Origin of the sequence: Chryseobacterium sp. SG20098 (assembly GCF_031844745.1) — a bacterium.
Classification (GTDB): domain Bacteria; phylum Bacteroidota; class Bacteroidia; order Flavobacteriales; family Weeksellaceae; genus Chryseobacterium; species Chryseobacterium cucumeris.
In genome coordinates, this window is record NZ_CP134622.1 from 3137565 (window position 1) to 3160264 (window position 22700).

The window sequence follows — 22700 nt, forward strand, 5'->3', positions numbered from 1 at the left end:
CTTCACTACATTTTATTTCGGTCAGAGTGAAATTTTGATACAGTTTTTTTCTACTTTTTTGAAATTTTATAAAGCTTACCGCTGTCTGTTACTGCATACAGATTCCCATCCATACCGTTTAATACATCACGGAAACGTTCTTTCTGATCTGTAAGAAGACGTTCTTCACCCACTACTTTATTATCTTTCATAACAATTCTGTTAATGTGCTCTCCACTCAGGCATCCGATAATGAGATTACCTTTCCATTCATCAATATTTCCTGTATAGAAAGTAATTCCGCTTGGTGAAATCACAGGATCCCAATAATAGACAGGTTGTTCGGTTCCTTCTTTTTGAGTGATACCCTGTCCTACTTTATCCCCTGAATATTCGATACCATAGGTTACATCTCCCCAGCCGTAATTTTTTCCCGGTTGAATCAGATTGATTTCATCACCCCCTCTTGGCCCCATTTCAACATCCCAGAGCTTGCCATTGGGATCGATAGCCATTCCTTGCGGATTTCGGATTCCGTAAGCATATATTTCAGGTTTATAACCGGGTTTCCCAATAAAAGGATTTCCCGGCGCAGGTTTACCATCTTTTGTAATCTTTAAAATCTTGCCTAGATAATTATCTGTTTTCTGCGCATATACACGGGTTACTTTATCTGATCTTTCTCCTGTACTGACAAATAAATGTCCATCTTTATCAAAAGCCAGACGGCTTCCGTAGTGCTTATCTCCGTCATAAGAAGGTTCAGCACGGAAAATAACTTTTACTTCTGAAATATTTTTAAGATCTGCAGACAGCTTTCCTTTTGCTACAGATGTTAAGTTTCCTTTTCCAAAAGGTTCCGAAAAACTGAAATAAATAATATTGTTGGTTTTAAAATCAGGATCAAGTGCTACATCCAGCATTCCGCCCTGTCCTTTTGAATCTACTTTTGGAAAACCTTCAATCTTTGACACCTGTTTTCCATCTGTTGAAACCACATTCATATACCCTTTCTTATCTGTGATGAGAAATTTTCCGTCAGGTAGATTGATAATTCCCCATGGTCTTCCAAGGTCTTTATTCAATATTTCTATGGCATAGGGCGTTGTTGTTTTTACAGCCTTGATTCTTGTCTGCCCTTTAAATGCAGGCTTATAATCAGAATTAGGATTTTCCGTTTCCACACTTCCGTCATTTCCAGTCCGCTGAGCATTGGCATGATTCTCTTTGCATGAAGATAAAAAAAGAAAAAGGCTTACTACAGGAATATAAAATTGATTGATTTTCATATCATTATAATTAGATGTTATACAACGAATGGAAAAATAATGCCAATAAAATTTGCACATATCAATTTTTATTCTACATTTGTAGAATAAATTACAAACTTGTAGAATGAAAGAGATTAAACTAACTGATTCTGAAAAAAGCCTTATGGAAATTCTTTGGGAAAAGAAAACTGTTTTCATGAAGGACATACTGGAAGCCTATCCGGATCCAAAGCCAGCACCAACAACTATTGCAACCTTACTTAAAAGAATGCAAAACAAAGAACTGATAGGCTATAAACTTTATGGAAATTCCCGCGAATACTTTCCAAAAGTAGAAAAAGGGGAATATTTTAAGGAAGAAATGACTTCCATGATTGACCGCTTTTTTAACAGCTCTGTAACGCAGTTTGCATCATTTTTTACTTCCAATGCCAAACTTAGCCAAAAGGAACTGAAAGAACTTCGTGATATTATTGATGAACAAATTAAAGAATAAATATGACTGCTATTATTCTGAAAATAATTCTGTGTTCTTCTATTTTCATTGCTGTTTATTATCTGTTTCTGGAAAAAGAAAAAATGCTCAGATTCAACAGGCTTTATTTATTAAGTTCGTTAGTACTTTCTTATATAATTCCTTTTGTTACTATTACTCTTCCCAATCACAGCACTGAGAAAATGCCGCAAATGATCATAGAAGAAACGGCACAACAACTGGTTTTTATCCCTCAAAAGCAGGAAAGTTTTAACTGGATGAATGTGGTATGGGAAATTTATATTTTCATCACCCTATTTCTGTTGATAAAAAGCTTTATTTCCCTTGTGAAGCTCAAAAAAATATCCGGAAAGAGACATATTTACCAAAGCCATACTATATTATTGACAAAAGAAAATCTTTCCCCTTTCAGTTTTTGGAATACAATGTATATGGGCGAAAACTATATGAAAAACGATACAATAGATCAAAGAATTTTCATTCACGAAAGAACTCATATTGAACAAAATCACAGCCTTGACCTATTAATTTTGAACACTTTAAAAGTCTTTACATGGTTCAATCCTGTTCTTTTCCTTTATAAGAAAGCGATGATCACAAATCATGAATTCCTGGCAGACGAAGCTGTCGTGAAAAGCAATTGCAACATCAAAGATTACCAGAATCTTATTCTTGAAGAAATTCTGAACCATCAAAATCCTCCTTTGACTCATTCATTTAATTTTAATAACACCAAAAAAAGATTTATTATGATGAAAACAAAAAAATCAAAATTTAGTCTGCTAAAGAAAACAGCAGGAATCACCGTTTTAATTACTGCAGCTGTCTTATTCTCTGAAAGAACATATGCAGTAAATTCCACTCATGTTTTTCTTTCTGAAAGAATAGCAGAGATCCCGGATCAAATTGTACACAAGGAATCAAAACAAACAGATTTAAAAAGTCAGGACTATTTTGAAAAAACCAAGGAAGAAGGAAAGTCATCTGGTATAATAGATTTCCAAAAAGAGGAATTGAAAAAAGTTCCGGATACAATAATTCCGAAAGTAGATAAAACACGCGAAAGTAAAAACACAAATTCATCGGTCAATACCCAACAGAATACGAACGAATTTCCAGCACAATATCCCGGAGGGCCTAAAGACTTAAAAATCAAAATAAGCAGAAGCGTAGATGTGAGTAAGTTAGGAGACTATAGCAGCCCTATAACCTCTACCGCGTATATTCATATCAATGAAGCAGGAAAGACAACTCTGGTAACTACTTCGGGAGAAAATGAAATTCTGAACCGGGAACTTTTAAAAACAGTCACTGAAATCAGTAATGAAACAGTATGGATACCTGCAATGAAAGATGGAAAAAACATTGCTTCAGTATTGAAAGTTCCGGCAACAATGACTTTTACACGGCAATAACAATAAAGCGCTTTTTTCAGCGCTTTTTTATTTTTTCAATTTTTCGTAATCAGACAACTTCAAAAAATCAAAAATCAAGGATGATAAGTTAAAATTATATTATCAAAATATTCACCTTCAAAACATTATACAGCCTAATAATTTCTTTCGTATTTTTGTTGTATACATTCTTTTCTATGGATTTTAAGCTTCAATCAGAATATAAACCTACCGGAGACCAGCCTCAAGCTATTGAAAAACTTACTGAAGGAATAGAGATCGGTGAGAAATATCAAACGCTTTTAGGGGTAACAGGTTCCGGAAAAACCTTTACTGTTGCGAATGTGATACAAAAAGTACAACGTCCAACTCTGGTACTGGCACACAATAAAACGCTTGCTGCACAGCTCTTCATGGAGTTTAAAGAGTTTTTTCCCGAAAACGCAGTGGAATACTTTGTAAGCTACTATGATTATTACCAGCCTGAGGCTTATATTGCCACAACAGGAACTTATATTGAAAAAGACCTGAGTATCAATGAAGAGGTAGAAAAACTACGTCTTTCTGCAACTGCCAGCCTTCTTTCGGGAAGGAGAGACGTTTTGATTGTGGCTTCTGTTTCATGTATTTATGGTATCGGGAATCCTACCGAATTTCATAAATCTTTGATTTCTATCGCTATTGGTGAGAAAGTGACAAGAACAGCACTTCTCCATTCACTAGTTAATGCACTGTATTCCAGAACGCTGAATGAATTCCAGAGAGGAACATTTCGTGTAAAAGGGGACGTAATCGATGTCTTCCCTGCCTACACTGATAATGCGATCAGAATTCAGTTTTTTGGAGATGAAATTGAAAAGATTCAAAGTTTCGACCCTGTTACTGGAAATGTAGAGGATAATTTTGATCAGATACAGATTTATCCTGCCAATCTTTTTGTAACATCGAAGGAAACCTTAAATGGCGCCATTAAAGATATTCAGGACGACATGGTAAAACAGGTGGATTTCTTTAGCTCCGTTGGGAAGCCATTAGAAGCAAAACGACTTCAGGAAAGAACTGAACTGGATCTTGAAATGATTAAAGAACTGGGCTATTGTTCAGGGATTGAAAACTACTCCAGGTATCTGGATGGTCGTCTTCCGGGAACAAGACCTTTCTGTCTGATTGACTATTTCCCTAAAGACTTTTTAATGGTCATTGATGAAAGCCACGTAACTGTTCCGCAAGTTCATGCCATGTATGGGGGAGACCGAAGCAGAAAAGAGGCGTTAGTGGAGTACGGTTTCAGACTTCCTGCAGCGATGGACAACAGACCTTTAAAGTTTGAAGAATTTGAAGCTATTCAGAATCAGGTTATTTATGTTTCTGCAACGCCTGCAGATTATGAACTTGAAAAAACGGGAGGTGCTTATATTGAACAAATCATCCGCCCTACCGGGCTTCTTGATCCGATTATTGAAGTAAGACCTTCACTGAACCAGATTGATGATCTGATGGAAGAAATCCAGAAAAGAGCTGATGCTGATGAAAGAGTACTGGTAACTACTTTAACCAAGAAAATGGCAGAGGAACTTACGAAATACTTTACCAAGTTCGGAATCAGAACGAGATATATTCACTCAGATGTAGAGACCCTGGAACGTATTCAGATCATGCAGGATCTTCGTTTAGGACTTTTTGATGTACTGATTGGGGTTAATTTATTGAGAGAAGGTCTGGATTTACCTGAAGTTTCTCTGGTTGCCATTCTGGATGCTGATAAAGAAGGAATGCTTAGAAGCAGAAGATCAATGATCCAAACTGTGGGCCGTGCCGCAAGAAACGTGAACGGAAAGGCAATCATGTATGCAGACAAAATCACAAAATCCATGCAGGCTACCCTGGATGAAACCGAATACCGCCGTGCCAAGCAAATGCAGTACAATGAAGATCACGGTCTGAAGCCCAAAGCCCTAAATAAAAAGATATCCGAAAATCTCGTAGGAAGAAGCAAAGACTTCCCGGATGAAAAATATACGCAAAAAGAAATCCTTCAGAAAGTTGCGGAAACAAAAGCGACTTATGCCAGTGAAGATATTGAGAAAATGATTGCTCAGAAACAGAAAGAAATGGAATCTGCAGCAAAAAATCTTGACTTTATAAAAGCTGCCAAGCTGAGAGATGAAATTGCAGCTTTGAAAGCTTAAAAAGATTAATGATAAAATAGTTTCGGCGGCATCTTCGATGCCGCCGAAATTATATACTAAAATGGGTATATTTTAATTTTTACAATCCATTTCTTACCGCTGCTCTGATGGGAACCAAAAGATCCATGAGTCCGTTTAATTTGATCTCATAAACTGTTGACAGCTGCATTCCCAGTTTTCCTTTTGGCATTCCGTTTTTATTAAACCATTCCAGATAGCTGATAGGAAGATCCACCAGAACCGTTCCTTCATATTTACCGAAAGGCATTTTCATTACACAGATTTCCTTTAATATTTCGGGATTAAGTCCTTCCACGTTTTTATCTAATTAGATTAATTTTTCTTTAATATCATCCTGACCGGGTAATTCAAGATCAGGAGGGGTTTCTTCATCCGAAAATTCATTTCTGTATACCTGAACCAGCAGAAGGGTTAGTGAGATCAGAATAGGCCCGAAAATCAGTCCCATGAAGCCAAAAAGATTCATTCCCATGATGATTCCGAATACAGTATTCAATGGGTGAATATTTTCCAGTTTCTTTAAAAGGGTAAAACGAAGAAGATTATCGGTAAGACCTACTACTACAAGACAGTAGATGGCTAAACCTATACCTTGTCCTGTATTTCCTTCAGCAATCATAAAAATACACACCGGCACATATACAATAGCAGTTCCAACAACCGGTATTACTGATGCAGCAGCTGTTAAAGCAAAAAGCAGAATGGCTCCCGGCGCACCGAAAATCAGATAACCAATAAGAGCAACAATTCCTTGTCCTACTGCAACAACAGGAATTCCTATTGCATTGGCCATAATTAATTTTCTCATTTTATCGCCGATCAGGGAGATGTTTGCTCGCTTCAGCGGGGCGGAAGAAGTAAGGATCTTTTCAAAGAGTCTCGGTCTTTCCAGCATAAAATAGAGAATAAAATACATAGACATTACTACGGTAAGGGTATTGAATGTCCCACTGACTGCAGAAGTAGAAAATTTCCCTACATTATCTTTCAGCTTGGCCATATTTTCTTTGCTCAGAATATCAAACCCCGTTTTTGAGAAGATATAAGAATGTATTTTGTCCAGAAAAACATTGAATTTGGCCATATAAGCCTGTGCATTCCCCAGTTTATCAATAATGAGATCGGCAATAAAATAAATCGGAAGAATAAGGACAATAAGACTCGCAAACATCAATGCAAAGGCTGCCAGTGACGGTTTCCATTTTTTTTCTTCCTGCAGATAAAAATTGTATTTTCTGCAGACTACATAAATGGTAATTGCTCCCAACACCGACGGAATAAACAATGCCAGATTAAAACAGATCAATCCAGCCAATACCAGAATGATGGCCAGCAATGACATCTGCTTTATCGCAACACTGCTTATTTGTTTGTCCTTATTCATCATGTATTTTTATATTTTTATTTGCTGAACATAATTTGTCTTGGTTTTCCTAAGAAAGCACAATAGGTTGAGTACATTACAATCATAATAAACGGAGCTGTCAGGATAACCCCTATTCCGCAAAGAATAACCCCTGCAATAGAAATCAAAAACCCTAAAAACCCTGTCAATAAGAAAGTTCCATAGTTCTCTTTAGCAATGTTGAACGACTTTGATAAAGCTTCTGTAGCTGAAGCATTTTCAAATAACAGAATCGGATATCCTATTAAAAGGAAAGGATATACAAAAATGATAGGCAAAACACACAATGCCAGAGCTATCGAGGAAATAATCCAGGCAAGAAGACTATAAATCAAAATGTTTACAAAATTCTGGCGGTATCCGATAAAAAGGTCGGAAAACTCAATAGGGTTTTTGGTATTGTATTTATTCACCATGTAGATCAATCCTACATACAAAGGAGATAATAAAAGGCCAAAAAGACTGGAAGCTCCCATATATAAAGGAAGTCCCGGTGCACTCCAATAATTAAAATCGCCTCCTGAAGATTTCATCTCTTCTACCATAGAAGCAGAATCAAATCCTGTAAGCATTTGAATAACAGAACCTCCGATCAGATAGATGATCATAGCTACAATTCCGTAACCGAAAACGCCTTTGTACATTTCAAAAGCATGAGAAATAATTGATCCCGTTTCTCTGTTGGGTACAGAGCCTTGCTGATCAAATTCGTTAAATTCAGACATAGTTTAAATATTTAATGATTTTACCAAATTTACTTTTTTTTAGTAAAAAATCCCATTAAACACGAATGAATTTTAACTTTTCTCCGAAAAGACTGTTTTATAAAGTGAATAAATCATCGCATTCCAAAAAGGAAAAGTGAAAAGTCCACCTATCAGAAACAAAGCAAAACCTAAGTACTTAAATAGAAAAGCAACGATCACACACACCATGATTTCAACGAAATACATTTTAAGCGCTTTAAAATTCAAGGAAATGGCTTCAAAAATTCTTTTATTGGTAAAGAACATCAATGGAGCAACAAAAATGGTTACAGCAACCCAAATTATAGCCAATACAACAGTAGGAATGGTAAATTTGTAAATAAAGAACCAGAAAAGAAAATATCCCACATACTTAAAAAAATTAAGCCCGTTGTACCCTGCAAAAAGATCTCCTATTACAATATTCTCTTTAAGATCCATCTTACGGAAGATCTGGAACATTCCAAGATTTAAAGGATACAGAAATGCCGTGGTTGCCCAGATTGCCAATGTAAACATCTGATAATTTTCAGTAGCTGTTATTTGCTCCATTTTCTTCAGATAAACCTGAGTGCCCTGCATAAAGGCTTCCTGCAATTCTTTATTATAAGAAAAAATATCATACTTCTCTCCGAAAAGCATCACTCCTGTAAGCAAGATTCCAAAAAAGACAATGGAAAACATCAACTGAAAAACGAGTGTTTTATTCCAATAAAAAAAAGCCTGCTTCAATATAAAATCTATTCCCGGTTTCTGAGGATATTTATTCTGCATCATAAAAAAATTTATGCAAAAGTAAACATCAATAAGTACTTTTGCAGAATGTTTTCAGTGAATCATCAAAAATTTATGGAAATGGACGAACTTTCTCTTCAGAAGGTTCCCTATTTTTTCGTCATAGACTTTCTCTCGGAGAATATTGAAATCTATCAGGAGCATGAAATTGAAAAAGAAGGTTTAATTATTGATTTTCAAGACTTTTCAAACACAAAGGAGACACATAAATTGGACAAAAAAGTAATATGGAAGTCTTTTCCTGAAACATTGGATAGCTTTCAGGCCGGCTTTAATAAAGTTCAGGAAAATATTCGTTTGGGAAACTCTTACCTAGTAAATTATACTAGAAAAACACGAATTGAGACCAATTTAACCTTAGAAGAAATTTTTTACCACTCAAATGCAAAGTACAAAGTTTTTTATAAAGATTTTTTTGTATTTTTTTCTCCTGAAACTTTTGTGAAGATCATTGATGGAAAAATTTTCACCTATCCTATGAAAGGAACAATTGACGCAGCTATTGAAAATGCAGCAGAAATTCTGAAGAATGACAGAAAGGAGAAGGCAGAACATTACACCGTAGTAGATCTTCTCCGCAATGATCTGAGTATGGTCGCTGATGAAGTAAAGGTGGACCAGTTCCAGCATATTGACTTTATCAAAACCCAGCAAAAGGATCTATATGCAATGAGTTCTGAAATTTCAGGAATGATAAAACCTGAATATGAAGGAAAAGTAGGAAGTATTATGCAGAAACTTCTTCCTGCCGGCTCTATTTTAGGAGCTCCCAAACCTAAAACACTGGAAATAATTCTGGATGCGGAAGGATATGACAGAGGATATTATACGGGAGTTTGCGGCTGGTTTGACGGCCAAAATGTAGACAGTTGTGTAATGATACGCTTTATAGAAAAAGAAGAAGACCAACTTTATTTCAAAAGCGGAGGCGGTATAACGCACATGAGTAAATTAGAAGACGAGTATCAGGAAATGAAAAATAAAATCTATGTCCCAATTCATTGAAAGCATTAAAGTAGAAGATCAGGAGGTTTTTCTATTGGATCTACATCAGAAACGTGTCAATCAGACATTTTCCCATTTCGGGAAGGAAGACTCTATTGATCTGGCCAAAATCTATAAAAACCTGCAGCATGACGAGGATGGTCTTTTCAAACTGAGAATTGCCTATGATCTCGATAAAAGAATCAGGACACAGATGATTCCATACGCAATCCCGGAAATACAGGATTTCAAACTGGTAGAAAATAACAGCTTCGACTATTCTTTCAAATTTGAGGATCGTAAAGAACTGGATAAAATGAAAGCTAAGGCGAAAGCTGAAGAAATTATCATTGTTAAAAACAATCATATCACCGATACATCTTTCTCTAACCTCTTGTTTTTGAAAGGGAAAGATTGGTTTACGCCTTCTACTTATCTGTTGAACGGAGTACAAAGACAGCATCTTTTAAAGCAAAAAAAGATCAAAGAAACGGAGATTACTTTACAGAACATAAAGCAATTCACCCATTTCCAGATCATTAATGCGTTGAATGATTTTGATGATATGTTTATCTATCCTATTGACAGAATTATCAATCTGCCAGGGAGTGAAGAATATCTTGATCTTTAAATCTATTTCATAAACTCAAAATACGACTTCAGTACATCTGCACTATTCTTCCCGTGAGTATTTACTTCCAGGATTTTTGGCTGTGCATCAGGTTTGAAGAAATTCTCAAGCACTCTGTCCAACGTAAGCTCATCCTCTACTCTGATATAGGAGAATCCGAAATGCTTCGCCAGGGATTCAGCGTTCTTGCGGTGTTTTGTAGCAATAAATTCGTCTAATGTATTCGGGTTGGCATTTCCAGGTCCCGGAATGATTTTAAAGATATTACCTTCACCATTATTGAAGATCATAATTCTTACAAACGGTGGAATATATTGGTTCCAAAGACCATTAATATCATAGAAGAAACTAAGATCTCCTGTGATCAATAAAGTTGGGTTTTCATTTTTGATGGCAAATCCCATTGCTGTAGAAGTAGATCCATCAATACCGCTTGTTCCTCGGTTACAATACATCTTTCTCTTTCCGAAATCAAACAGCTGGGCATATCTGATCCCAGATGAATTACTGAAGTGAATGTTATAGTTTTCAGGAATTGTCTGTGATGCTTTATTGAAGAAATAAAAATCAGAGAAATCAATTGTATTTAAAAATTGCTCGTGTTTAGCATCTTTTTTATCTCTTAAAACGTCCCAAAGATTAAAATAAGGTCTAGGTTCCAGATTGATAAATTTCAGCAGTTTTGAAAAGAAAACTTCCGGCTTCACCTCTATCTTTTCTGTCAGTGAGAAATAAGTATCAGGCTGCCATACTTCATCAAGATGCCAGTGCTGTTTTGGGCGGGCACTTCTCAGAAATTGCTTTACTTTTTTGGAAACCACATTCTGTCCTACTGTAATCAACAGGTCAGGAGCATATGTTTTATAATCCTCTTCGGTAAAATTGAAAATATAACGGTCTATATGTTTGAAGAACTTCTCATGGTGCAGATTTGAATTAGCTTCACTCAATACCACTACAGAATGATTTTTCACCAACTGAGTTAGCTGGTTTTCCAGTTCCGGGCTGTAGTCTCTTGTTCCCACTAACAGCATAATTCTTTGCGAAGTATGCCATTCTGCAATCAGATTGGACGGTATTTCATACTCTTTACGTTTGATGGTCTTTTCCACAGTTGGGAAAGTGGGAAGCTCAGATACCAGCTCATATAAAGGTTCTTCCAGAGGAATATTAATGTGTACCGGACCTTGCTTCTCAAAGCAAAGTTCAATAGCTTTTTTAATGATATCGAAATTAATATCTTCTGCATTCTCCTTGCTGTCTTCCAAAAGCTGGAAGTCGCCATAGGAATGCTGATGAAAAACATCCTTCTGTCTTATTGTCTGCCCATCGAATATATCAACAAAATCTGTCGGCCTGTCTGCAGTAAGTACCAAAAGGGGTACATTCTGATAAAAAGCTTCAGTAACCGCGGGATAGTAGTTAACTACTGCTGATCCGCTGGTACAGGTAACCGCTACAGGCTTCTTTTCACTTTTTGCCATTCCCATTGCCACGAAAGCCGCACTTCTTTCGTCTACAATGCTGTAGCAGTTGAAACGATCTACCTCTGAAAAATGGATGGCCAAAGGAGCATTTCTTGACCCCGGTGAAATTACGATATCTGCAATTCCGTACTGCTGAAGAAGATGTGCAATTATTTGGATACTTCTCTTAGAAGAATATTTTTTCATACAGCAAATTTAACTTATAAATAATGATTTTAAAATCATTTAAATTAAAAAAAATGTAATTTTGCTGTTCGTAAATTTCTAAAAATGGATAAAATACCTAGTGTAGACCTGCGTGATTTCCTTTCGGGCAACCCGGAACGCAAACAGAAATTTGTAAATGAAATCGGAAAAGCTTATGAAGAAATTGGTTTTGTAGCCTTAAAAGGCCACTTTCTTGATGACAACCTAGTAGAAGATTTGTATGGAGAGGTGAAAAACTTTTTTGAACAACCAGTGGAAACGAAACAAAAGTATGAGATTCCAGGAATTGGTGGCCAGAGAGGTTATGTAGGATTCGGTAAAGAAACTGCTAAAGGTTTCAAAAAAGGAGACTTAAAAGAATTTTGGCATTTTGGACAGTATCTGTCTGATGATTCAAAATACAGAAGTGAGTATCCAGACAATGTAATCGTTGATGAACTTCCAAAATTCAACGAAGTTGGTAAAGAAGCATTCCAAATGCTTGAGAAAACAGGACAGTATGTGTTAAGAGCCTTAGCATTACACCTTGGTTTAGATGAATTTTATTTTGATGACAAAATCGCAGAAGGAAATTCTATTTTAAGACCTATTCACTATCCGCCAATCACTGAAGAGCCAGATGATGCGGTAAGAGCAGCAGCTCATGGAGACATCAATCTTATCACTCTTCTAATGGGAGCACAGGGTAAAGGGCTTCAGGTTCAAAACCACAACGGAGAATGGATTGATGCCATTGCTGAACCAGATGAATTGATGATCAATGTTGGAGATATGCTTTCAAGACATACCAACAACAAATTGAAATCTACCATTCACAGAGTGGTAAACCCACCAAGAGAAATGTGGAGTACTTCAAGATATTCAATTCCTTTCTTTATGCATCCTATCAGTGCAATGTCTTTAAATGCCCTTGAAAATTGTGTAGATGAAAACAATCCAAAGCTATACGAAGATACTACTGCCGGAGAATTCCTGCATGAAAGATTGATCGAACTGGGGTTAATTAAAAAATAAAAAAGAAACGGCTGCCTCTATTTGAGGCAGCCGTTTTCACTATATTACATCCCAGTTAAACAGGAAACGCGTGTACATAACATTGTGCAGCTATTCATTCTGTAACAACCGTTATTTTGATCATTAAGTTCCTGACAAGGATCATCAGGAGAATCCCTTAGATCGTAACACTTATCAAGTCCTCCTGAAATACTTTTCAATTCTTTTCTCTCAATTTTCTTTAAATTTTTCATGGTTATTGTTTTAGTTTTTCCTACTCTGAAAGCTTTTCGGATAACGCTTGCGTAAATTAGCAATATTTACTGAATAAAATCAATAATTTTCCAACTATAATGAGAGTTAATTAATAATACAATTTTGTCCTATCCTGTTATACAATAAAATTCTGGGCAAGGAGTCGATTGTGTAAAAGTACCCCACGGACAGATGCAGGTATATGTATCTCCACTGCCTCCAGGATTTTCTCCACCTCCAGGATTTTCGTAAGGAACACATTTTCCCCCCGAACAGATTTGTCCTGCAGAACAGCCGCCTTCTCCCGGTCCGCCGCCTTCTAAGCAATAGGCTGGGAAATTGGCACCCGCAACAATACTTCTTTTGTCGTCTCTTGAAAGTTTTTTTAGTTTTTTCATAGTTATAGTTTTAGTTTTTCCTACTCTGTAAGCTTTTCGGATAACGCTACCTTAAAAATAGCATTTATTTTATTAGCAATCAAATGTTTATATACAAATCATTGATCCTATAGCTCTCAAAGCTGTTTGTTATATTAATTTTTTATTTTTAATGTAATAAACATTATTGATTAAAAATATTTTAACTATTTTTACTTTACTTACAAATTTTCAATTAAAACCATATGAAAAAACTAAAAAAACTAAAAAAAGACCAATTAAAAAACATTTCAGGAGGTACCACCCTTCCTGAAGCAGATTTCTGCATGTACTATTGTAATGGAACCATTGTTTGTGCAACCTGCAGCGATGATTTCAAATGCCCGGATACCAACAATGATATGTAAGATTACAATCAAAATGTAACCCATAAGAACCGTTTCTTTAGAGAAGCGGTTTTTTTATTTCTTTTGACTTAAAATAAGGTGAATTATGAGGGATTAAATCTCATTTATATAATATGAACTAGCTTTCAACCACAATAAGCGATTTACGGCCTTAAAAGATAGAGATCCTAATTTCCGGGTTACGAAGTACAGCGATTAGATCTCAAAACTGCAAGTGTAAGGATGCACGTTTATTCCAATTATTTCATTCCTCAGGAATCCAGACTTATTTATTAGAGGTTTAAAGGATGCAAGATGGCAGGATAATGTCCACGATTCTTTAGCAGTTAGTATTAGCATTGTCATGCTGAGCGGAGTCGAAGCATTTTAATAAAGAAAACCTTATTTAGATTTCTTTGGAGTGACAGCCTGGGAAGAATAAATAGTATTGAAGGTAAAGATCCATCGTTGGATAAAGAATAAAAAACAGAGGGCTGGAAGCAGGAAGCCTGAAGCTGGAGGAAGAAGAATAGCGGATAGATGAGCTGGGCTACTTACTACGAACATCTATTATCTATTATCTATTATCTATTATCCACTGCTCATTACCTATTACTCATTACTTCTCTTTCTGTTTGGATTTTGTGTTAGTTAGTTTGGGGAGTATGTTGAGTGGGTTTAGTGTTGGTGTAGGTATATAACAAAAAAACCTTTATCGTAAAGATAAAGGTTTTTTAAAAATAAAATAAAAACTGGCGGCGGCCTACTCTCCCGCGTTAGCAGTACCATCGGCGCTGGTGGGCTTAACTTCTGTGTTCGGAATGGGAACAGGTGAGCCCCACCGCTAAAACCACCCTAAAGAAGGTATATAAGATATCAGAGGATAGATTTCAGATTTCAGACTTCAAGGTCTGGTATCTGATGTCTTATATCTGACATCTGTTTTAAGCGATAAAAACTTTCACAAAGACAAAACCTTCACTGCGCATAAAGCACCTGGTTTATATTAGTAACCATAGACTATAAATCTACGGGTAATTAGTACTACTTGGCTATGACATTACTGTCTTTACACCTATAGCCTATCAACGTCGTCATCTACAACGACCCTTAAAAGATGTCTCATCTTGAGGCGAGTTTCGCACTTATATGCTTTCAGTGCTTATCTCTTCCAAACGTAGCTACTCAGCGGTGCACCTGGCGGTACAACTGATACACCAGAGGTTTGTTCAATTCGGTCCTCTCGTACTAGAATCAAGCCCTCTCAAACATCTAACGCCCGCAATAGATAGAGACCGAACTGTCTCACGACGTTCTGAACCCAGCTCGCGTGCCACTTTAATGGGCGAACAGCCCAACCCTTGGGACCTTCTCCAGCCCCAGGATGTGACGAGCCGACATCGAGGTGCCGAACCTCCCCGTCGATGTGAGCTCTTGGGGGAGACTAGCCTGTTATCCCCGGAGTACCTTTTATCCTATGAGCGATGGCCCTTCCATACGGAACCACCGGATCACTATGTCCTGCTTTCGCACCTGATCGACTTGTAGGTCTCACAGTCAAGCACCCTTATGCCATTACACTCTACGCACGGTTACCAAGCGTGCTGAGGGTACCTTTGAAAGCCTCCGTTACTCTTTTGGAGGCGACCACCCCAGTCAAACTACCCACCACGCAATGTCCTTCTGAAAGAAGTTAGGCTCCAAGTAAGTAAAGGGTGGTATTTCAACGTCGGCTCCACAAACACTAGCGTGCCTGCTTCAAAGCCTCCCACCTATCCTACACATTACTTACTCAAAGTCAATACGAAGTTATAGTAAAGGTTCACAGGGTCTTTTCGTCCCATTGCGGGTAATCGGCATCTTCACCGATACTACAATTTCACCGAGCTCGTGGCTGAGACAGTGCCCAGATCGTTACACCATTCGTGCAGGTCGGAACTTACCCGACAAGGAATTTCGCTACCTTAGGACCGTTATAGTTACGGCCGCCGTTTACTGGGGCTTCAGTTAATGCCTTCGCTTACGCTAAGCACCTTCCTTAACCTTCCAGCACCGGGCAGGTGTCAGACCCTATACAGCATCTTTCGATTTAGCAGAGTCCTGTGTTTTTGATAAACAGTCGCCTGGGCCTCTTCACTGCGGCCAACATTGCTGTTGGCGTCTCTTCTTCCGAAGTTACGAGACTATTTTGCCTAGTTCCTTAGCCACGACTCACTCGAGCACCTTAGGATTCTCTCCTCGACCACCTGTGTCGGTTTTGGTACGGGTTGCTTCACTTCGGCTTTTCTTGGATCAGATTACACTACAGCAGCTTCGCCCGAAGGCTAGGCCTTGACTATTCCGTCAGTCTCCAGCAGCTACATCCAACCGTCCCCTTTTATTGTGAGCAAGTATGGGAATATTAACCCATTGTCCATCCACTACCCCTTTCGGGTTCGCGTTAGGTCCCGACTAACCCTCAGCTGATTAGCATGGCTGAGGAAGCCTTGGTCTTTCGGTGAGCAGGTTTCTCGCCTGCTTTATCGTTACTTATGCCTACATTTTCTTTTCTATCCGCTCCACAATACCTCACAGTACTGCTTCGGCGCAAATAGAATGCTCTCCTACCAGATATATCTAAAATATAAATCCATAGCTTCGGTAATATGTTTATGCCCGATTATTATCCATGCCGGACCGCTCGACTAGTGAGCTGTTACGCACTCTTTAAATGAATGGCTGCTTCCAAGCCAACATCCTAGCTGTCAATGCAGTCCAACCGCGTTGCTTCAACTTAACATATATTTGGGGACCTTAGCTGTTGGTCTGGGTTCTTTCCCTCTCGGACATGGACCTTAGCACCCATGCCCTCACTGCCGTAGAACATTTATTAGCATTCGGAGTTTGTCAGGAATTGGTAGGCGATGAAACCCCCGCATCCAATCAGTAGCTCTACCTCTAATAAACTTATATACGACGCTGCACCTAAATGCATTTCGGAGAGTACGAGCTATCTCCCAGTTTGATTGGCCTTTCACCCCTACCCACAGGTCATCCGAAGACTTTTCAACGTCAACCGGTTCGGTCCTCCACTCTGTGTTACCAGAGCTTCAACCTGCCCATGGGTAGATCACAAGGTTTCGCGTCTAATCCTACTAACTATGCGCCCTATTCAGACTCGCTTTCGCTCCGGCTCCGGTACTTAATACCTTAACCTCGCTAGTAAAATTAACTCGTAGGCTCATTATGCAAAAGGCACGCCGTCACAGCATTACGCTGCTCCGACCGCTTGTAGGCGTACGGTTTCAGGTTCTATTTCACCCTTCTATTCGAAGTGCTTTTCACCTTTCCTTCACAGTACTTGTTCACTATCGGTCTTTCAGGAGTATTTAGCCTTGGAGGATGGTCCCCCCATATTCAGACAGGATTTCACGTGTCCCGCCCTACTCATTTATCATCTCTATATGCCTTTCGAGTACAGGATTATCACCTTCTATGATTGTTCTTTCCAGAACATTCCTCTAAACATAAAAAGACTTTTGGGCTAATCCGCTTTCGCTCGCCACTACTTACGGAATCTCTTCGATTTCTTTTCCTCCGGGTACTTAGATGTTTCAGTTCTCCGGGTTTGCTCCTCTTGCGAGGTGACATATCTTCAATATGCCGGGTTGCCCCATTCGGATATCTGCGGATCAATTCGTGTGTGCCAATCCCCGCAGCTTTTCGCAGCTTACCACGTCCTTCGTCGCCTCTGAAAGCCTAGGCATCCGCCATACGCCCTTAACGATTTCTTTCCTATTGGTTACTCAAGCGCTTTATGCGCTCGGTTTTCTCTTTGTGATGTCTTTACCGTTAATGTCAATGATCTTAATTTCTTTCTTTCAAACTGATGAACAAATGTTGTTTTTGGCTCCATTCGTAACTTTTAAATCAGTCTTCCAAAACTGTGGAGAATAAGGGAGTCGAACCCTTGACCTCCTGCGTGCAAGGCAGGCGCTCTAGCCAGCTGAGCTAATTCCCCTCTAGTAGACTTTAGATATCAGATTCCAGATCTCAAACCTAAATGTCTGATGTCTAATAGCTGATCTCTTCCTGTCTTTCAATTAGTAGTCTCGGGCAGGCTCGAACTGCCGACCTCTACATTATCAGTGTAGCGCTCTAACCAGCTGAGCTACGAGACTGTCTTTTAGACGTAAAAGATGATAGACTGATAGATAATAGACTAATTTCTTCGTCTTTCTCTCTCTGCTTTTATCTTCTTTGCCTCTCTCAATCCCTTTACTAATTTCTAGTGGGTTTTGTATTTTTATATATCAACCAAACAAAAAACTAAAGCTATGCTTTAAGTAAGTATTTTGTATCTTACGATACTGATTTTGTTTAACGTCCTAAGACGCTCTAAAATGAGATGTTCCAGCCGCACCTTCCGGTACGGCTACCTTGTTACGACTTAGCCCTAGTTACCTGTTTTACCCTAGGCAGCTCCTGTTACGGTCACCGACTTCAGGTACCCCAGACTTCCATGGCTTGACGGGCGGTGTGTACAAGGCCCGGGAACGTATTCACCGCGCCATGGCTGATGCGCGATTACTAGCGATTCCAGCTTCATAGAGTCGAGTTGCAGACTCCAATCCGAACTGAGACCGGCTTTCGAGATTTGCATCACTTCGCAGTGTAGCTGCCCTCTGTACCGGCCATTGTATTACGTGTGTGGCCCAAGGCGTAAGGGCCGTGATGATTTGACGTCATCCCCACCTTCCTCTCTACTTGCGTAGGCAGTCTCACTAGAGTCCCCAACTTAATGATGGCAACTAGTGACAGGGGTTGCGCTCGTTGCAGGACTTAACCTAACACCTCACGGCACGAGCTGACGACAACCATGCAGCACCTTGAAAAATGTCCGAAGAAAAGTCTATTTCTAAACCTGTCATTTCCCATTTAAGCCTTGGTAAGGTTCCTCGCGTATCATCGAATTAAACCACATAATCCACCGCTTGTGCGGGCCCCCGTCAATTCCTTTGAGTTTCAAACTTGCGTTCGTACTCCCCAGGTGGCTAACTTATCACTTTCGCTTAGTCTCTGAAACTTACATTCCAAAAACGAGTTAGCATCGTTTACGGCGTGGACTACCAGGGTATCTAATCCTGTTCGCTCCCCACGCTTTCGTCCATCAGCGTCAGTTGTTGCTTAGTAACCTGCCTTCGCAATTGGTGTTCTAAGTAATATCTATGCATTTCACCGCTACACTACTTATTCCAGCTACTTCAACAACACTCAAGACCTGCAGTATCAATGGCAGTTTCACAGTTAAGCTGTGAGATTTCACCACTGACTTACAGATCCGCCTACGGACCCTTTAAACCCAATAAATCCGGATAACGCTTGCACCCTCCGTATTACCGCGGCTGCTGGCACGGAGTTAGCCGGTGCTTATTCGTATAGTACCTTCAGCTACCCTCACGAGGGTAGGTTTATCCCTATACAAAAGAAGTTTACAACCCATAGGGCCGTCGTCCTTCACGCGGGATGGCTGGATCAGGCTCTCACCCATTGTCCAATATTCCTCACTGCTGCCTCCCGTAGGAGTCTGGTCCGTGTCTCAGTACCAGTGTGGGGGATCACCCTCTCAGGCCCCCTAAAGATCGTAGACTTGGTGAGCCGTTACCTCACCAACTATCTAATCTTGCGCGTGCCCATCTCTATCCACCGGAGTTTTCAATACCGAATGATGCCATCCAGTATATTATGGGGTATTAATCTTCCTTTCGAAAGGCTATCCCCCAGATAAAGGCAGGTTGCACACGTGTTCCGCACCCGTACGCCGCTCTCAAGATCCCGAAGGATCTCTACCGCTCGGCTTGCATGTGTTAGGCCTCCCGCTAGCGTTCATCCTGAGCCAGGATCAAACTCTCCATTGTATGTTTGTCTGACTCACTCAAAGTTTTTAACGCTTTAGTTTTTCCTTACTTGGTTGTTATATTGTATGTCAATGATCTTTATATCTTTCGCTTTATAACGAAGCAATCTCTCTGTCAGTGTCGCTCCGTATTTGCGAGTGCAAAAGTAAAACTTTATTTTTTAATGACCAAATGTTTTGAAGAAAATTTTAAAGTTTTTTAAGTAACCTTAATCCTTCTCAAAACCTCAATCTCTATACTCCTGCGCTCCCTCTAATTGGGACTGCAAAGATACAAACTCTTTTTAAACTGGCAACTTTTTTTTCAAAAAGTTTTAAAGTTTTTTTTGCTTGTTTCTTTTTTGAAGTAATATCGTTTCTGCCCAGCTAAAGGCTCTTCTGCGCTACTGAATGTCTTTCGTTTTTCAGTGGGGCAAAGATAGTAACTTCATACAACGCAAAACAAGTTTATTTAACATAAATTTTACTGTTTCGTAATATTTGCCGCTAAAGGACTGGGTAGCAGGGGGAAAAATTGTAAACATTTGTTTGGAAGATCGGGGTGAGAGTGTGGGAGAGTTTGAGTGTTTGAGTGTTTGAGTGTTTGAGGGGGAGAGAGGTATGATTCGGGGTGCGGGATGCGGGGTTTGGGGTGGCTATGATCAAATAAAGTATATATTATATAATAGAGAGACTAGACTAGAGAGCTGACTTTCTTCGACGTAGACTGAAGAGTATATTATATATTATATAGAACAATAAGATTTAACTCCTACACGCGTAATTAATTACAATGCTTCCACTCAGCTCAGCATCACATGGCTAATACTAACTGCTAAAAGACCTCAGATATTATCCTGCCAACTTACAAGCGCTCTTGTAAAGAATTTGGATTCCTGCGGAATGATACAATGGGAATAGAGATTTGTACTCAATAATATGTTTCCATAGAATTCTGCAATATGAAAATTCAAACCAATATTCCTTTTATACATGGAGACCCAAATCTCGAAACTCAATAACCAAAACCTCATCATTCATCATTCATCATTCACCACTTATCATTAACGACCCCTACCCTAGCCCTGATAGAAATGGTTACCCCGCAGCTTGGGTTGGAGAGTGGTGGGTTGGAGCGTAGGAGAGCGCTGGCGCGAGGAGTAGAAATGGATAGCAGGAATTAGCTCCTGAAAAAAGTTTGAGAGTTTGAGAGTAAAAGGGTTTGAGAGTGCGGGAAGAAGAATAAAGAGGTAGGCTCTCTTTTATATTATATATATAAGGCAAGCTTAATCAAATAACCGTAGCTGCTGATCACGGGATCCAGTAAAGTTAGACGTTGAAAGCTTTGGAAACTCTTTGCCTTCAAAAAACTTCTTTTTGCCGATCTTAAAGGTGGTATGAATCATTTCTGCAATATTCCCTTCTCCTTTCTGTCGTTCAAAATATCTTTTATCACCCAGTTTTCCTCCTCTCATGGAGCGGATAAGATTTAAAACTTTTTGCGCCCTGTCCGGAAAATGGGTTTCAATCCAGTTTATAAAAACTGGTTCCACGGTATCGTTTAGTCTTACAAGGGTATAACCGAATCCTAAAGCACCTGCATCCGAAATAGCTTTTAATATGTTTAAAGACTCATCACTATTGAGTCCTGGGATAATGGGTGCTACCATTACATGTACGGGGATATTGTTTTCAGAAAGAATTTCAACTGCTTTTAATTTATTTTTTGCAGAGCTTGTTCTCGGCTCCATCTTTCGTCTCAGTTCTTCGTTGATGGTTGGAATGCTTAGAGAAACAGATACCAGATTCTGTTCTGCCATAGGTTTTAAAATATCTAGATCTCTTAGCACCAGTGCATTTTTTGTCAAAATATTGACAGGATGTCTGTAATCAAGACAGAGTTGCAGTAATTTTCTGGTAATTTCAAATTGTCTTTCGGCCGGCTGATAGCAGTCGGTATTTCCTGACAATAGAATCGGGGCAGCTTTGTATCCTCTTTTCTGAAAAAATTTCTCCAGCAACTCAGGGGCATTTTTCTTTACCATGATTTTTCTTTCAAAATCAACCCCGGCACTATAACCCCAGTATTCATGAGTAGGTCTTGCAAAGCAGTAAGAACAGCCATGTTCGCATCCCTGATAAGGGTTCATCGAATATTCCATTGGAAGGTCTTCACTTTTGACCTGATTGACAATGGTTTTGGGAAATACTTCCGTAAAAGAAGTCTTTACGGTTTCGAAATCCTCATCTTCTGGTTCATAGGTATACCTGTCGAAACGATTGACAACGTTTCGCTGAGCTCCCTGACCTTTTATGAAATTTTCGTTTTGCATTCCGGTGTAAAATTAGAATGGAATTTTTATAAAATAATGAGTTTTAACATTAAAGTTTTCCACAAAAAAATCCAACACTTTCAAAAGCGTTGGATTTAAACATAATTAAATATATTTTTTTACTACTTCAGCGCGAATAATTCTACTCCATGAGTTTCATCATCATTATTTTTTTCATCAAAGTGTCTGTGATAGTCCGAATAGGAATCACTATATTTTTTATCTTTTTTAGTCAAAATTTTTTTAATGCTTATTAAACTCAATACTGCCAAAAGACCAACTCCTCCTGCCAGTAAAACTCCAACTTCTTTTTTCATATTTTCTCTGATTTATTATTGATACCATTGCAAAAAGCATACCTATTTTATTTTTTTTAATTATAAATTTTGTTAACATTCAACTTTATTTTTAGGAAAATTACAATCTGCTATTTTTCTTATATTTAAAGTTTGCAATGGTTTAATTATTGTACTTAAAAATAAAAATATTATTATGGAAAATCCAGAAAACATAGACAGAATGACGACCTTGAGCCAGGTGATGAAAACACTCTCTGAAAGAGGAATACACAGGGAGTTCAGAATGAATGATAAATGTGAAATGAAGTTTGAAAACTCTGACAAGGTGTATCAACCCTCTGAACTGGTCATTTTAAAAACTTATCGCTTCGAGGGAGACAGCAATCCTGATGATAATGCTGTACTTTATGTTGTGAAGGACAATGCAGGAAATCGTGGGATGATTATAGATTCCTATGGTGCAGACAGCAATTATCCAGGCGAAGAATTTGATAAGTTTTTAAGAGATATCCCTATTCAGGAAAGTGATGAATTCAATTTTTAACAACTCAATCACATATTAATTTTTTAAACCATT

Annotated in this window: 18 protein-coding genes, 2 tRNA genes and 3 rRNA genes; 8 read left to right on the plus strand and 15 right to left on the minus strand. The window is 38.6% G+C overall.

The window, feature by feature from the left end:
* Window positions 1-50: 50 nt before the first annotated feature.
* Complete coding sequence (locus RHP76_RS14345; RefSeq protein ID WP_311228442.1) at window positions 51-1268, minus strand: PQQ-dependent sugar dehydrogenase; 1218 nt, start codon at window positions 1266-1268, stop codon at window positions 51-53.
* Window positions 1269-1374: 106 nt separating this feature from the next.
* On the opposite strand from RHP76_RS14345, the gene RHP76_RS14350 reads away from it, so the two are divergent.
* The 3 genes from RHP76_RS14350 (at window position 1375) to uvrB (ending at window position 5329) form a co-directional block, all read left to right on the plus strand.
* On the plus strand, window positions 1375-1746 hold the full coding sequence (locus RHP76_RS14350) for a BlaI/MecI/CopY family transcriptional regulator (protein ID WP_062676105.1): 372 nt from the start codon (window positions 1375-1377) through the stop codon (window positions 1744-1746).
* A 2-nt stretch (window positions 1747-1748) separates the two neighbouring features.
* Window positions 1749-3161, plus strand: coding sequence for a M56 family metallopeptidase (locus RHP76_RS14355; protein WP_311228443.1), 1413 nt, complete (start codon window positions 1749-1751; stop codon window positions 3159-3161).
* A 176-nt stretch (window positions 3162-3337) separates the two neighbouring features.
* Window positions 3338-5329 (plus strand): excinuclease ABC subunit UvrB, encoded by a 1992-nt coding sequence (gene uvrB, locus RHP76_RS14360; RefSeq protein ID WP_311228444.1) that lies wholly within the window; start codon window positions 3338-3340, stop codon window positions 5327-5329.
* Between the two features lie 79 nt (window positions 5330-5408).
* Here uvrB and RHP76_RS14365 read toward each other — a convergent pair whose 3' ends face one another.
* From RHP76_RS14365 to RHP76_RS14380, 4 genes are all read right to left on the minus strand, one after another.
* Window positions 5409-5603: a DUF3820 family protein gene (locus tag RHP76_RS14365; RefSeq protein WP_311230264.1), complete on the minus strand. Its 195-nt coding sequence runs from the start codon at window positions 5601-5603 to the stop codon at window positions 5409-5411.
* Between the two features lie 54 nt (window positions 5604-5657).
* Window positions 5658-6737 carry an AI-2E family transporter gene (locus RHP76_RS14370; protein WP_062676108.1) on the minus strand — a complete coding sequence of 360 codons (1080 nt, stop codon included), beginning with the start codon at window positions 6735-6737 and terminating at the stop codon, window positions 5658-5660.
* A 14-nt stretch (window positions 6738-6751) separates the two neighbouring features.
* Complete coding sequence (locus RHP76_RS14375; protein WP_062676109.1) at window positions 6752-7480, minus strand: hypothetical protein; 729 nt, start codon at window positions 7478-7480, stop codon at window positions 6752-6754.
* 72 nt (window positions 7481-7552) lie between these two features.
* Window positions 7553-8278 (minus strand): hypothetical protein, encoded by a 726-nt coding sequence (locus RHP76_RS14380; protein ID WP_062676110.1) that lies wholly within the window; start codon window positions 8276-8278, stop codon window positions 7553-7555.
* A 45-nt stretch (window positions 8279-8323) separates the two neighbouring features.
* On the opposite strand from RHP76_RS14380, the gene RHP76_RS14385 reads away from it, so the two are divergent.
* Both RHP76_RS14385 and RHP76_RS14390 read left to right on the plus strand, forming a co-directional pair.
* Window positions 8324-9301: an aminodeoxychorismate synthase component I gene (locus RHP76_RS14385; protein WP_311228445.1), complete on the plus strand. Its 978-nt coding sequence runs from the start codon at window positions 8324-8326 to the stop codon at window positions 9299-9301.
* Window positions 9285-9911: an aminotransferase class IV gene (locus RHP76_RS14390; RefSeq protein ID WP_062676112.1), complete on the plus strand. Its 627-nt coding sequence runs from the start codon at window positions 9285-9287 to the stop codon at window positions 9909-9911. Before RHP76_RS14385 ends, RHP76_RS14390 begins: the two co-directional genes overlap by 17 nt.
* 2 nt (window positions 9912-9913) lie before the next feature.
* On the opposite strand, the gene menD is transcribed toward RHP76_RS14390, so the two are convergent.
* A complete protein-coding gene (gene menD / locus RHP76_RS14395; protein ID WP_311228446.1) occupies window positions 9914-11584 on the minus strand; it encodes a 2-succinyl-5-enolpyruvyl-6-hydroxy-3-cyclohexene-1-carboxylic-acid synthase in 1671 nt (556 codons plus the stop codon).
* Window positions 11585-11668: 84 nt separating this feature from the next.
* On the opposite strand from menD, the gene RHP76_RS14400 reads away from it, so the two are divergent.
* Window positions 11669-12619 carry an isopenicillin N synthase family dioxygenase gene (locus RHP76_RS14400; protein WP_062676114.1) on the plus strand — a complete coding sequence of 317 codons (951 nt, stop codon included), beginning with the start codon at window positions 11669-11671 and terminating at the stop codon, window positions 12617-12619.
* A 44-nt stretch (window positions 12620-12663) separates the two neighbouring features.
* On the opposite strand, the gene RHP76_RS23455 is transcribed toward RHP76_RS14400, so the two are convergent.
* Together RHP76_RS23455 and RHP76_RS14405 are read right to left on the minus strand one after the other, a co-directional pair.
* Window positions 12664-12852, minus strand: coding sequence for a bacteriocin-like protein (locus tag RHP76_RS23455; protein ID WP_409193485.1), 189 nt, complete (start codon window positions 12850-12852; stop codon window positions 12664-12666).
* A gap of 129 nt (window positions 12853-12981) precedes the next feature.
* Window positions 12982-13251 carry a hypothetical protein gene (locus RHP76_RS14405; protein ID WP_120233322.1) on the minus strand — a complete coding sequence of 90 codons (270 nt, stop codon included), beginning with the start codon at window positions 13249-13251 and terminating at the stop codon, window positions 12982-12984.
* A gap of 224 nt (window positions 13252-13475) precedes the next feature.
* Here RHP76_RS14405 and RHP76_RS14410 point away from each other — a divergent pair, with 224 nt between their 5' ends.
* Window positions 13476-13637: a bacteriocin-like protein gene (locus RHP76_RS14410; protein WP_311228447.1), complete on the plus strand. Its 162-nt coding sequence runs from the start codon at window positions 13476-13478 to the stop codon at window positions 13635-13637.
* Between the two features lie 729 nt (window positions 13638-14366).
* Here the strand turns inward: RHP76_RS14410 and rrf are convergent.
* From rrf to RHP76_RS14445, 7 genes are all read right to left on the minus strand, one after another.
* Window positions 14367-14474 (minus strand): 5S ribosomal RNA (rrf, locus tag RHP76_RS14415).
* 160 nt (window positions 14475-14634) lie between these two features.
* Window positions 14635-17389 (minus strand): 23S ribosomal RNA (locus RHP76_RS14420).
* Between the two features lie 153 nt (window positions 17390-17542).
* Window positions 17543-17616, minus strand: a tRNA-Ala gene (locus RHP76_RS14425).
* A gap of 86 nt (window positions 17617-17702) precedes the next feature.
* A tRNA-Ile gene (locus RHP76_RS14430) sits at window positions 17703-17776 on the minus strand.
* A 220-nt stretch (window positions 17777-17996) separates the two neighbouring features.
* Window positions 17997-19513, minus strand: a 16S ribosomal RNA gene (locus tag RHP76_RS14435).
* The 16S, 23S and 5S rRNA genes sit together here with 2 tRNA genes alongside, the layout of an rRNA operon.
* 1264 nt (window positions 19514-20777) lie before the next feature.
* A complete protein-coding gene (locus RHP76_RS14440) occupies window positions 20778-21824 on the minus strand; it encodes a PA0069 family radical SAM protein (protein WP_120232246.1) in 1047 nt (348 codons plus the stop codon).
* Window positions 21825-21946: 122 nt separating this feature from the next.
* The gene (locus RHP76_RS14445; RefSeq protein ID WP_047426218.1) at window positions 21947-22141 is read right to left on the minus strand and encodes a hypothetical protein; all 195 of its coding nucleotides are present in this window, start codon (window positions 22139-22141) and stop codon (window positions 21947-21949) included.
* A 175-nt stretch (window positions 22142-22316) separates the two neighbouring features.
* Between RHP76_RS14445 and RHP76_RS14450 the strand changes: the two genes are divergently transcribed.
* Entirely contained in the window at window positions 22317-22667 is a 351-nt protein-coding gene (locus RHP76_RS14450; protein WP_120232247.1) for a hypothetical protein, read from the plus strand.
* The last annotated feature ends 33 nt before the right edge of the window (window positions 22668-22700 follow it).